Source organism: Pseudomonas sp. EL_65y_Pfl2_R96 (assembly GCF_963970905.1).
Taxonomy (GTDB): Bacteria; Pseudomonadota; Gammaproteobacteria; order Pseudomonadales; family Pseudomonadaceae; genus Aquipseudomonas.
In genome coordinates, this window is record NZ_CAXAQH010000008.1 from 40845 (window position 1) to 53548 (window position 12704).

Sequence of the window (12704 nt, forward strand, 5' to 3'; positions counted from 1 at the left end):
CGTGAGCGTAGCCCCCGCCCAATCGCCACACAGTGTAAAAGGCCAGGTCAGTGCCGCCGAGTGGCAGACCCGCGTCGACCTGGCTGCCTGTTATCGTCTGGTCGCCCTGCACGGCTGGGACGATCTGATCTTCACGCACATTTCGGCCAAGGTGCCGGGCACTGAAGATTTCCTGATCAACCCGTTTGGGCTGATGTTCCACGAAATCACCGCCTCGAGCCTGGTGAAGGTCGATCAGGCCGGCCACAAGTTGATGGACAGCCCTTACGAGATCAACCCGGCGGGTTACACCATCCACAGCGCCGTGCATGAAGTCCGTCATGACGTCGTGTGTGTGCTGCATACTCATACGGCGGCAGGGGTGGCGGTATCAGCGCAGAGGCAGGGCATCTTGCCGATCAGCCAGCAGTCATTGTTCGTCCTCTCCAGCCTGGCTTATCACGCCTACGAAGGTGTTGCACTGAACCATGACGAGAAGGCGCGGCTGCAAGCCGACCTTGGAGAAAACAATTTCCTGATGCTGCACAACCACGGTCTGCTGACCTGTGGCGGCACCATCGCCGACACATTCCTGATGATGTTTACCTTCCAGCGTGCCTGCGAAATTCAGGTGCTGGCGCAAAACGGTGGTGCGGAACTGATTGCCATCGAACCGCAGATTCTGGCGGGTGCCAAGGCGATGATCGCCGGCGTCACCAAAAGTGCTCAAGGGATGGGTGGCGCGCTGGCCTGGCCGGCGCTGCTGCGCAAACTCGATAAACAAGACCCGGGTTATAAACTCTAAATGGCACTCGCCGAGATTCCCCTGTGTGTCTGGCGCAAACGCGGCCAGACGTTCGTATTTCGCGGTCAGAGTATCCGCTATTGGACTGCGGGGCAGGGCGAGCCGCTGTTGCTGATCCATGGCTTTCCGACGGCCAGTTGGGACTGGCATTACCTGTGGCAGCCGTTGGCGCAGCGCTATCGGGTGATTGCCTGCGACATGCTTGGTTTCGGCGATTCGGCCAAACCGCTGAATCATGACTACAGCCTGCTGGAACAGGCCGATCTGCAACAGGCCTTACTGGCGCATCTGAGCGTCGAGCAACCCGTTCATGTATTGGCACACGATTATGGCGACAGCGTGGCTCAGGAACTGTTGGCCCGGCACTATGAAGCGCGCGCTCATATCGCCAGTTGCGTGTTCCTCAATGGTGGACTGTTTCCCGAAACCCATCGCCCGGTGTTGATGCAAAAACTCCTGCTCAGCCCCTTGGGCTGGATGATCGGGCTAGCCTTTACCCGTGACGCGCTGGTGAAGAGTTTCAAGCAGGTCTTCGGGCCGCAGACCCGGCCTACCGAAAGTGAGCTGGATGATTTCTGGAGCCTGGTCGATAGCAATCACGGGCAGCGGATCATGCACAAGTTGATCGGTTATATCCCGCAGCGGCGGGTCCAACGTGAGCGTTGGGTCAGCGCCATGCAGCGTGGCGAGGTGCCGCTGCGCGTCATCGATGGCGAGGTCGATCCGGTTTCCGGCGCGCACATGGTGGCGCGCTATCGGCAACTGATTCCTGCCCCGGACACCGTCCTGCTGTCCGAGATCGGCCATTACCCACAGATCGAAGCGCCGGCGCAGGTGCTCAAGCACTATCTGGAGTTTCGCGATCAGCTGTTTTCACCGCCGCGCAAGGTGGCGTGTTCCTGACTATCGCGCTGCCTTATTGCACACCATTCAGCTTCCTCCGTGTTTATTGTGACCAGCAGCCCTGTACCTGACACTCGCACTTACTGTCCCTTGGCCTGCTGGAATTCCCCATGAATGAGTCTGTGCGCTTCGAAGATAAAGTCGTGATCGTCACTGGTGCGGGCGGCGGTCTGGGGCGGGCGCACGCGCTGCTGTTCGCAAAACAGGGCGCCAAAGTGCTGGTCAATGATCTCGGCGGTTCGGCTCAAGGTGAAGGCGCCAATGCGTCGGCGGCCGATCGAGTGGTGGCGGAAATTCGCGAAGCGGGCGGCACCGCCGAGGCTAACCATGACTCTGTCACCGACGGTGACAAAATCGTCCAGCACGCCCTCGATACGTTCGGTCGTATCGATGTCGTGGTGAACAACGCCGGTATCCTGCGCGACAAGACCTTTCACAAAATGGACGACAGCGACTGGGACCTTGTTTACCGCGTTCACGTCGAAGGCGCCTACAAAGTCACCCGCGCTGCCTGGCCACACATGCGCGAGCAAAACTATGGCCGCGTGATCTTCACTGCGTCGACCTCGGGCATTTACGGCAACTTCGGTCAGTCCAACTACGGCATGGCCAAACTCGGCCTCTACGGCCTGACCCGCACACTGGCTATCGAAGGCCGCAAGAACAACATCCTGGTCAACGCCATCGCCCCCACGGGCGGCACCCGCATGACCGAAGGCCTGATCCCGCCGCACATGTTCGAACAACTCAAACCGGAACTGGTCAGCCCGCTGGTGGTGTACCTGGCGAGTGAGCATTGTCAGGAAACGTCCGGGTTGTTCGAAGTGGGTGGCGGCTGGATGGGCAAGGTGCGCTGGGAGCGCAGCCTGGGCGCCGGGTTTGATCCACGGGTGGGGTTTTCGCCGGAAGATGTCGCGGCGCAATGGCAGCAGATTTGTGATTTCGAAGGTGCGGCGCATCCGAAGGACAATATTGAGGCGTTGAAGGAAATGATGGAGAACTTGCAGAAGTATTCCATCTGATTGCGCGACATCCTGCCATCTGCCCCTTGATGACTCTCTCCTAAAATCTTTCGCCCATAAAAAAGGCCGCTGCAAACGCAGCGGCCAAAGCAAGACGTGGATCAAGGAGCAATAGATCAACGTCAGTGAACACCGGGCGATGAGTCGAAAAATACGCTTCAAATCATCTGGATGCTGTTGCCGATGGGGCGTGTCTATCATCCCCATCGCTTCGTGCTTTCGGCCGTTTGCCGTGAAAGCCCGGCAAGAATAAGGCCTTGAGTACAAAGGAAAAATAGCGATTCCAGACATGCACTGTTGCAGGCTGAGCAACAGTCTCGGGTTGAGCCCTGTAGCCGCCTTCGGCAGCAGCTACACCCCCCGGCTTCACCCAGTCCCATGCGCTGCATTGATAACCCCCCATCCAGCTCATCCATACCCCGCGCAAACCGCCATCCCATGCGGGCATTCATCCTTTAGAGGTACACCACGAATACCTCCTTGGTGCGCTTATCGCTCCCAGCCAGCGGCAGTAGGGTGGGGCCTTCTGTCACTCACCGGGGAAGACGCATGACAAAAACAACAATGCGCGCCATCTTCAAACCGCAGGCGCTGGCCGCTGCGGTGGCCTTGGGTTGCTGTGCCCAGGCGCAGGCGGTTTCATTCAACATCGGCGAAATCGAGGGGCAGTTCGATTCCTCGCTGTCCGTCGGCGCGAGCTGGGGCATGCGCGACGCCGACAAGTCGCTGGTGGGCACCGTCAACGGCGGCACCGGCCAGTCTTCGACCGGTGATGACGGACGCCTGAACTTCAAGAAAGGCGAGACCTTTTCCAAGATCTTCAAAGGCATCCACGACCTCGAATTGAAGTACGGCGACACGGGTGTGTTTGTCCGTGGCAAGTACTGGTACGACTTCGAGCTCAAGGACGAAGACCGCGAGTTCAAACAGATCAGCGACAGCGGTCGCAAGGAGGGCGCCAAGTCTTCGGGCGCGCAGATCCTCGATGCGTTCATCTATCACAACTATTCGATTGCCGATCTGCCGGGCACCGTGCGCGCCGGCAAGCAGGTGGTCAGTTGGGGTGAAAGTACTTTCATCGGCAACTCGATCAACAGCATCAACCCGATCGACGTTTCCGCGTTCCGGCGTCCTGGCGCGGAGATCAAGGAAGGTCTGATTCCGGTCAACATGCTGTTCGCTTCCCAGGGCTTGACCGATCAACTCACGGTGGAAGGTTTCTACCAACTGGAGTGGGATCAGACGGTTCTCGACAATTGCGGCACCTTCTTCGGCGGTGACGTGGCGGCGGATGGTTGCACCACCGGTTACACCGTCGGCAGCCCGGCGATCGCCCCGTTGGCGCCGCTGGCGGCAGCCTTTGGCCAACCTATCCAGGTCACCCGTGAGGGTGTGATCGTGCCCCGTGGTGGCGACCGTGATGCACGGGACTCGGGGCAATGGGGCACGGCCTTGCGCTGGCTCGGTGACGACACCGAATATGGCCTCTACTTCATGAACTACCACAGTCGCACACCGACCGTCGGCACCACCACCGCCGGGCTGTCGACACTGGCCAGCCTGCCGGGCATGGTCAGCACCGCCAACCGTCTGGCGCCGGGCAGCGGTTCGGGTCTGGCCCAAAGCGTGATGCTCGGGCGCGGCCAGTACTACCTCGAATACCCGGAAGACATTCGCCTGTACGGTGCGAGTTTCTCCACCACCCTGCCCACCGGTACGGCGTGGACTGGCGAAATCAGCTACCGGCCCAACGCTCCGGTGCAGGTCAACACCAACGACCTGACCCTGGCATTGCTTAACCCGATCGCCGGCGGCGCCGCATCGCCTATCGCCACCACGGCAGGTGCCAACAACACCGGTTACCGCCGCAAGGAAGTGACTCAGGTGCAAAGCACCCTGACGCACTTCTTCGATCAAGTGCTGGGCGCCGAACGCCTGACCCTGGTCGGTGAAGCGGCGGTGGTGCGGGTCGGTGGTCTGGAGTCGAAGACCAAGCTGCGTTACGGCCGTGACTCGGTCTACGGCCAGTACGGTTTTGGCGGCGATACCGACGGCTTCGTCACCTCGACCTCCTGGGGCTACCGTGCCCGGGCGATCCTCGATTACGCCAACGTGATCGGCGGGATCAACCTCAAACCCAACCTGTCCTGGTCCCATGACGTCGCCGGCTACGGCCCCAACGGGCTGTTCAACGAAGGCGCCAAGGCGGTCAGCGTCGGTGTCGATGCCGACTACCGCAACACTTATACCGCGAGCTTGAGTTACACCGACTTTTTTGGCGGGGACTACAACACCCTGACTGACCGCGACTTCGTGGCCTTGAGCTTCGGCGTGAACTTCTGATCTGGCTGAGAAGGATGATTTAAATGCGCAAGATGATTCTGCAATGCGGCGCCCTGGCCCTGAGTCTGTTGGCCGCTAACGTAATGGCTGCGGTCTCGCCGCAAGAAGCCAACAAGCTCGGCACCACGCTCACTCCGCTGGGCGCCGAGAAGGCCGGTAACGCCGATGGCTCGATCCCGGCGTGGACCGGTGGCATCCCGAAAAACGCCGGCGCTGTCGACAGCAAAGGCTTTCTGGCCGACCCGTTCGCCAGTGAAAAACCGCTGTTCACCATCACCGCCGCGACCGTCGACAAGTACAAGGACAAGCTCTCGGACGGTCAGGTGGCGATGTTCAAACGCTACCCGGAAACCTACAGGATCCCGGTCTATCCGACCCACCGTACCGTGGCCGTACCGCCGGAAATCTACGAGTCGGCCAAGCGCAGTGCGCTGAACGTGACCAGCATCAACGACGGTAACGGCCTGGCCAATTTCACCGGTATCCGCTACTACGCGTTCCCGATTCCGAAGAATGGCGTCGAGGTGCTGTGGAACCACATCACGCGCTACCACGGCGGCAACCTGCGACGCATCATCACCCAGGTGACCCCGCAAACCAACGGCAGCTACACGCCGATCCGCTTCGAGGAAGAGATCGCCGTACCGCAACTGATGAAGGAACTGGACCCGGACAAAGCCGCCAACGTACTGACCTTCTTCAAACAGTCGGTGACCGCTCCGGCGCGGCTGGCGGGTAACGTACTGCTGGTACACGAAACCCTCGACCAGGTGAAAGAGCCGCGTCTGGCGTGGATCTACAATGCCGGTCAACGCCGTGTGCGTCGTGCGCCGCAAGTGGCTTACGACGGGCCGGGCACCGCCGCTGACGGCTTGCGCACGTCGGACAACTTCGACATGTTTTCCGGCGCGCCGGATCGCTACGACTGGAAACTGATCGGCAAAAAGGAAATGTACATCCCCTACAACAGCTACAAACTCGACTCGCCGAGCCTCAAGTACGATGACGTGGTAAAGGCCGGACACATCAACCAGGACCTGACCCGCTACGAGTTGCACCGGGTCTGGGAAGTGGTCGGCACGGTCAAGCCGAGCGAGCGGCATATCTACGCCAAACGCCACATGTACCTCGACGAAGACAGCTGGCAAGTGGCGCTGGTGGATCACTACGACGGTCGTGGCCAACTGTGGCGAGTGGCCGAAGGTCACGCCCAGTACTACTACGATCACCAGACTCCGGCCTACACCCTCGAGGCGCTCTACGACATCATTGCTGGCCGATACATTGCCCTGGGAATGAAGAACGAAGAGAAGCACAGTTTCGAATTCGGCTTCGACGCCAAGTCTGCCGACTACACCCCGTCGGCCCTGCGCGCCGAGGGTGTTCGGTAAGGGTTTTGATACATTGGCTGAGCGAAAGGCGACCACACGGTCGCCTTTTTTATAGCTGCCAATCAGCGCGCTGAATACTCGTCAACAAGCTGGCTGGAGAGGGCTAGGGTGATCTCACAACTATAAAAAGGCTCACCCGATGACCGCCATGACTGCATGTCTGGATCGCCCCGGATTCTTGCCCAGACTTTCCTCCCATCACCTGTCACGGGCTCGCTTGATCGAGCCGTTACTGGCCTCCACGGCACGGGTGAAATTGCTCTGCGCGCCCGCCGGCAGCGGCAAGACTGCGCTGCTCGCCGAATGCCTGTTGCAGGCGCCAACCCAATGCCGGGTGCATTGGTTGCCGTTGTCTGGCGTGGCGTCGAGCGCGGCGGATTTTCGTCATCGCCTGGCAGGGACGTTGGGGTTGGCTTCGACGGACGAAGCCCAGTTGCTTGGTTGTCTGGCGCGGTTGCAGACACCGACCTGGCTGTTTCTCGATGACTACTGCCGTCTCCCGAACCCGGAACTGGATCAGCTACTGGATCGCATGCTGGCGATCAGCAGTCCGATGCTGACCTGGTGGCTGGGGGGCCGCCGTCGGCCGCCCTGCAACTGGCCAAGGTTGCTGCTCGATGACGAGTTATATGAGTGCGAAGGCGCGACGCTGGCGCTCACGCAGGGAGAGATTGCACAGTTTTTGTTTCACCTGCCTTCGGTACAGGCCGACAAGGTGGCCGGAAATATTTTGCAGCGCACCGGTGGCTGGTGTGCCGGCGTGCGGATAGCGCTGCTGCAAAAATGCGATTGGTCGCGTCAGGACAACCCCCAGGGGCGGACGAAGACCTTGCTCGATTATCTGGAGCACGAATTATTCAGCTCACTGACGCCTGAGTTGAGCGAGGCCTGGCGCGTGCTGGCCCATTTGCCGCGCTTCAATGCCCGGCTGTGCGACCACCTGTTTGGGGCCGGGGAGGGCGCGCAGTACCTGAGGACCTTGCAGGCACTGGGCTGTTTTATCGAACCCTGGCGCGACTCCACCGACTGGCTACAGATTTTCACCCCCTTCACCCAGTTGTTGCGCGATGAGCAATGGCCGGCGGGACGCTCCTGGCATCGGCGTGCCTGCCAGTGGTTCTGTGCCGAACAGGACTGGAAGTTGGCCTTCGAACAGGCCTTGCTCGCCGAGGAGTACGAAGTGGCAGTCAGCCTGTTGCAGCACTTCAGCTTCGAGCAGTTGTTCGAGGAGCAGACGGTGGTGCTGCTGTTGCGTTTGCATGAGCAGCAAGGCGAGGAGCTGACGCTGGGCAGTCCGCAGTTGGTCGGATTGATTACGGCCGCGCTGTTGTTCGCCGGACGTTTCGAACAGGCGAGCGCCTGCATCGCTCGTTTGGCGCATTTCACGCCCCAACCCTCGGCAGTGCTTCAGTGTCAATTGATCGCACGCTGGCAGTCCCTGCAGGGTTGGTTACTGCATTTGCAGGGGGGCATGGAGACTTCGCGCGCGCACTTTCTTGACGCGTTGAGCGCACTCGATCCCGAATGCTGGACGGCGCGGCTGATGTGTTTGTCCGGTCTGACGCAACAGGCCCTGCTAAGGGGCGAACTCGACGTAGCGCAAGCCCATAACCGCGAGGCGTTGTGCCTGGCGCGGGCGCAAGGTTCGCTGGTGTTTGAGGGCCTGATGGAACTCGATCATGCGCAATTGCTGGAACAACGGGGCGCGGCGACGCGTGCTGAAAGTCTGCTCTGCAATATCGATGAGTTGCTTCGTCAGCGATCGGATCTACCTGCACCCTTGCTGGGACGAATTGCGTTGCGTCGTGGGCGGCTGGCCCTGTGCCTGGGCGCAGACGAGCGCGCTGCCGAGTTCTTTCAGGCAGGCCTGGACGATTGCTTGCGCAACCACGACAAGCGGGTGCTGTATGGGTTTCTCGGTCAGGCGCAACTGGCTGCAAACAAGGGCGATTACGCCCAGGCGTTTGTCCGGTTGCGCGACGCTGAGCGTTTGATGCAACAGCGGCACATTCCCGACACCGTCTACCGTAGCGTTCTGCTGCAAGTCAGTAGCCATTTCTGGTTGCAACAAGGCCGCCCGGAATTGGCGCATGAGGCATTGGGCCGAGTGCTCAAACACTATCGTGGACCTGGGGCGCGGCAAGCACCACCGGCGACACTGGAGTTGATTCCGCGGATCGAGTACTTGTTGATATTGGCCGAGGTTCAGAGCGGACCGGCCAATGCCCTGGCGCTGGCCTCCCTTCAGTCTCTGTTGGCGCATGCCCGGGAACGCGGGATGCATGCGCTCGATACCGAACTGCAGTTGGTCGTGGCGGAGGTGTTATGGCTGAGTGGCGACACCCTGCAGGCCATTGAGGCACTGCGCGAAGGCTTGCGCATGGTCGCGCGTTTTCAGGGGCATCAGGTGTTGCACGAGTTACGTCTGCGTCAGGCACCATTGCTCGAGGCATTGACTGCGTCGGGATCGCCCGCTGGAAGTGATGTAACCCCGCAACAGTCCAATCCACTCAGCCAGCGTGAGCTGGAAGTGCTGAAGTTGATTGCCCTGGGTAATTCCAATCAGCAGATTGCCGATACATTGTTCATTTCATTGCATACAGTGAAAACCCATGCCCGACGCATCCATGGAAAGTTGGGCGTCGAGCGCAGAACCCAGGCGGTAGCCAAAGCCAAGCTGTTGGGATTGTGGGAGTAACGTGTAAAACGTGGTATCGACGTCAATCGCATTAACGACTGGCGTCTTCGCTCTGATAACCCATCCGCCAGCTCACGGCTCGGGTTGCCGCCAGCAATTGTTGCGCCGCCGGGCCGTTTTCGTCGGCGTGGAACAATGAGGTCGGGCCGACGATGGTCATCACTGCCGCCACTTGACCGACTGCGTTAAACACCGGGGCCGATAATGCATCCACTCCCGGCATCAATAAGCCATGCACATGATGCAGGCCGCGTTCGCGGATTTGTTCGCACAACATCGCGTAGGCCTGATCGTCGGCCAAGGCATGAGCGGTGCCGATTTGCAGTTCCTGCTCGCGTAAATCGATGGTTTCGCGCTTGGGCAGAAACGCACCAAATACCAGACCGGTGGAGGAGCTGAGCAGCGGTAACACCGAGCCCAATTGCGTCACCACCGTCACCGCGCGCACCGCCGGTTCGATGTGTACCACCGTTGCACCCTGATTGCCCCACACCGCCAGAAAACAGGTTTCGTTCAGTTCATCGCGCAACTCGGCCAGGGGCAGGGCGGCGACTTTCAGCACGTCCATACTGTTCAGCGCAGCAAGGCCTACGCGCAACGCTTCACGGCCCAGACCGTAATGGTTGGTGGCGGGGTTCTGCTCGGCAAAACCGCTGGCGATCAGCGCCTGTAAATAGCGGTGAACCTTGCTTGCCGGCATCTGCACGTGTTCGGCCAGGCGCGACAACGAGGTGGAGGGCGACAGCTCGGCGAGCGCCTTGAGGATGTCGGTGCCGACCTCGGCCGAGCGGACTTTCTGTTTACCGTTGCTTTCGCTGGTCATGGAGGCGGTGTGATCCCGGGACGAATGGGCGTCTTTATAGCTTGACGGTCAATACCAATCAAATTACGTTATGCGTAATTGAATTACGATAAAAATAACTTCCCGTTCAGGAGGCTCCATGAACCTCGATTCAACGGCGCCAGCGCTGGCTTATCAGTCAGGCTTTGGCAACGAATTCAGCAGCGAAGCGTTGCCCGGCGCACTGCCCGTTGGCCAGAACTCCCCACAAAAAGCGCCGTATGGCCTGTACACCGAACTGTTCTCCGGCACGGCCTTTACCATGCCCCGCAGTGAAGCGCGGCGGACCTGGATGTACCGCATTCAGCCGTCGGCCAATCACCCGGCATTCGTCAAACTGGATCGGCAACTGGCCGGCGGCCCGTTGGGTGAAGTGACCCCCAATCGCCTGCGCTGGAACCCTTTGGACATTCCGACCGAGCCCACCGATTTCATCGACGGGCTGGTGAGCATGGCCGCCAATTCAGGCGCGGACAAACCGGCCGGGATCAGCATTTATAGCTACCGCGCCAACCGTTCCATGGAGCGGGTGTTCTTCAACGCCGACGGCGAACTGCTGCTGGTGCCGGAACTGGGCCGCCTGCGCATCGCCACCGAACTGGGCGTGCTGGAACTGGAACCACTGGAAATCGCCGTCCTGCCTCGCGGGCTGAAATTCCGCGTCGAACTGCTCGACCCGCAAGCTCGCGGTTACATCGCCGAGAACCACGGTGCGCCATTGCGCCTGCCGGATCTGGGCCCCATCGGCAGCAACGGTCTTGCCAATGCGCGGGACTTCCTGACCCCGGTGGCCCATTACGAAAACCTCAAGCAACCGACCACCCTGGTGCAGAAATTCCTCGGCCAGTTGTGGGGTTGCGAGCTCGATCATTCGCCGCTGAACGTGGTCGCCTGGCACGGCAACAACGTGCCGTACAAATATGACCTGCGCCGCTTCAACACCATCGGCACCGTCAGTTTCGACCACCCTGACCCATCGATTTTCACCGTCCTGACCTCGCCGACCAGCGTGCACGGTCTGGCCAACCTCGACTTCGTGATCTTCCCGCCACGCTGGATGGTGGCCGAGAAAACCTTCCGCCCACCGTGGTTCCACCGCAACCTGATGAATGAATACATGGGCTTGATCCAGGGCGCCTACGATGCCAAGGCCGAGGGTTTCGTGCCCGGCGGCACCTCGTTGCACAGCTGCATGAGCGCTCACGGCCCCGACGGCGAGACCTGCACCAAGGCGATCAACGCTGAACTGGCGCCGGCTAAAATCGACAACACCATGGCTTTCATGTTCGAAACCAGCCAGGTGCTGCGTCCGAGCCGATTCGCCCTGGATTGCCCGCAACTGCAAAACGATTACGACGCTTGCTGGGCCACGCTGCCCGCCACTTTCGACCCGACCCGGAGATAACCCATGACTCAGACTTCCATCACTCGTAGCTGGGTTGCCTCCGCCAACGGCCACGCGGATTTTCCGCTGCAAAACCTGCCGTTGGGCGTGTTCAGCGTGAAGGGCGCCGCGCCGCGCAGTGGCGTGGCCATCGGCGACCATATCTTTGATCTGGGAGCGGCACTCGATGCCGGGCTGTTCGACGACGGTGCCGCGCGGACAGCAGTCGAAGCCACCCGTGGCGGTCAGTTGAATGCGTTTTTCGAGTTGGGGCGCGAGGCACGTGTCGCCTTGCGTGAACGCTTGATCGAGTTGTTCAAGGAAGGCAGCACCCTGCACGGCAAGATCGAAGCCCAAGGCGCAAAACTGCTGCCACTGGCGGCGGATTGCCAGATGCACCTGCCGGCAAAGATCAACGACTACACCGACTTCTACGTCGGCATCGAGCACGCGCAGAATGTCGGCAAACTGTTCCGCCCGGATAACCCGTTGCTGCCGAACTACAAGTACGTGCCGATCGGTTACCACGGCCGCGCCTCGACCATCCGCCCGTCCGGCACCGACGTGCGGCGTCCGAAAGGTCAGACCTTGCCGGCCGGCCAGGCCGAGCCGACGTTTGGCCCGTGCGCACGTCTGGACTACGAACTGGAACTGGGTATCTGGATCGGTCAGGGCAACGCCATGGGCGACTCGATCGCCATCGGTGACGCCGCCGATCACATCGCCGGTTTCTGCCTGCTCAACGACTGGTCGGCGCGGGATATCCAAGCTTGGGAATACCAGCCACTGGGGCCGTTCCTGTCCAAGAGTTTCATCACCAGCATTTCGCCGTGGGTGGTGACGGCCGAAGCGCTGGAGCCGTTCCGTCGTGCACAGCCTGCGCGCCCTGAAGGCGATCCACAGCCGTTGCCGTACCTGTTCGACAAACGCGATCAGGCCGCCGGTGCCTTCGACATCGAATTGGAAGTGCTGCTGCTCACCGAAGGGCTGCGCGAGCAGAGTTTGCCGGCCCATCGTCTGACCCTGAGCAATACCCAACACATGTACTGGACTGTCGCGCAGATGGTAGCGCACCACAGCGTCAACGGCTGTCAGTTGCAGGCCGGTGATCTGTTTGGCTCGGGCACGTTGTCCGGCCCTGAAAACGGTCAGTTCGGCAGCCTGCTGGAAATCACCGAGGGCGGTAAAAAGCCGATCGAACTGGCCTCGGGCGAGGTGCGTAAATTCCTCGAGGATGGCGATGAAATCATCCTGCGGGCGCGTTGCAGCCGCGAGGGTTTTGCTTCCATCGGTTTCGGCGAATGCCGTGGCAAAGTGTTGCCGGCACGCTAAGAGGAT

At 60.5% G+C, this 12704-nt stretch carries 9 protein-coding genes; 8 read left to right on the plus strand and 1 reads right to left on the minus strand.

The features are described 5' to 3' along the window. Nucleotide 1 precedes the first annotated feature (1 nt). The 6 genes from AACY49_RS11065 to AACY49_RS11090 all read left to right on the plus strand — a co-directional run bounded on the left by AACY49_RS11065 (nt 2) and on the right by AACY49_RS11090 (nt 9141). Nucleotides 2–784, plus strand: a complete 783-nt coding sequence (locus tag AACY49_RS11065; protein ID WP_258697508.1) for a class II aldolase/adducin family protein — start codon at nt 2–4, stop codon at nt 782–784. Further along, on the plus strand, nt 785–1687 hold the full coding sequence (locus AACY49_RS11070) for an alpha/beta fold hydrolase (RefSeq protein WP_258697507.1): 903 nt from the start codon (nt 785–787) through the stop codon (nt 1685–1687). Between the two features lie 110 nt (nt 1688–1797). Beyond that, nucleotides 1798–2709 carry an SDR family oxidoreductase gene (locus AACY49_RS11075; protein ID WP_339523676.1) on the plus strand — a complete coding sequence of 304 codons (912 nt, stop codon included), beginning with the start codon at nt 1798–1800 and terminating at the stop codon, nt 2707–2709. Between the two features lie 549 nt (nt 2710–3258). Beyond that, nucleotides 3259–5052 carry a DUF1302 domain-containing protein gene (locus tag AACY49_RS11080; RefSeq protein ID WP_339523678.1) on the plus strand — a complete coding sequence of 598 codons (1794 nt, stop codon included), beginning with the start codon at nt 3259–3261 and terminating at the stop codon, nt 5050–5052. Between the two features lie 23 nt (nt 5053–5075). Next, nucleotides 5076–6443, plus strand: a complete 1368-nt coding sequence (locus AACY49_RS11085; RefSeq protein WP_339523680.1) for a DUF1329 domain-containing protein — start codon at nt 5076–5078, stop codon at nt 6441–6443. Nucleotides 6444–6582: 139 nt separating this feature from the next. Then, nucleotides 6583–9141, plus strand: a complete 2559-nt coding sequence (locus AACY49_RS11090) for a LuxR C-terminal-related transcriptional regulator (protein WP_339523682.1) — start codon at nt 6583–6585, stop codon at nt 9139–9141. A 31-nt stretch (nt 9142–9172) separates the two neighbouring features. Here the strand turns inward: AACY49_RS11090 and AACY49_RS11095 are convergent, their stop codons facing one another. Further along, nucleotides 9173–9964: an IclR family transcriptional regulator gene (locus tag AACY49_RS11095; protein ID WP_339523684.1), complete on the minus strand. Its 792-nt coding sequence runs from the start codon at nt 9962–9964 to the stop codon at nt 9173–9175. A 118-nt stretch (nt 9965–10082) separates the two neighbouring features. Here AACY49_RS11095 and hmgA point away from each other — a divergent pair, with 118 nt between their 5' ends. Then, on the plus strand, nt 10083–11387 hold the full coding sequence (gene hmgA / locus AACY49_RS11100; protein ID WP_339523686.1) for a homogentisate 1,2-dioxygenase: 1305 nt from the start codon (nt 10083–10085) through the stop codon (nt 11385–11387). Between the two features lie 3 nt (nt 11388–11390). Next, a complete protein-coding gene (fahA, locus tag AACY49_RS11105) occupies nt 11391–12698 on the plus strand; it encodes a fumarylacetoacetase (protein ID WP_339523687.1) in 1308 nt (435 codons plus the stop codon). Nucleotides 12699–12704 lie beyond the last annotated feature (6 nt).

Coding starts and splice junctions, on each gene's coding strand:
- AACY49_RS11070 (WP_258697507.1), top strand. CDS start 785: ATGGCACTCGCCGAGATTCCCCTGTGTGTCTGGCGCAAACGCGGCCAG.
- AACY49_RS11080 (WP_339523678.1), top strand. CDS start 3,259: ATGACAAAAACAACAATGCGCGCCATCTTCAAACCGCAGGCGCTGGCC.
- fahA (WP_339523687.1), top strand. CDS start 11,391: ATGACTCAGACTTCCATCACTCGTAGCTGGGTTGCCTCCGCCAACGGC.
- hmgA (WP_339523686.1), top strand. CDS start 10,083: ATGAACCTCGATTCAACGGCGCCAGCGCTGGCTTATCAGTCAGGCTTT.
- AACY49_RS11095 (WP_339523684.1), bottom strand. CDS start 9,964: ATGACCAGCGAAAGCAACGGTAAACAGAAAGTCCGCTCGGCCGAGGTC.
- AACY49_RS11085 (WP_339523680.1), top strand. CDS start 5,076: ATGCGCAAGATGATTCTGCAATGCGGCGCCCTGGCCCTGAGTCTGTTG.
- AACY49_RS11090 (WP_339523682.1), top strand. CDS start 6,583: ATGACCGCCATGACTGCATGTCTGGATCGCCCCGGATTCTTGCCCAGA.
- AACY49_RS11075 (WP_339523676.1), top strand. CDS start 1,798: ATGAATGAGTCTGTGCGCTTCGAAGATAAAGTCGTGATCGTCACTGGT.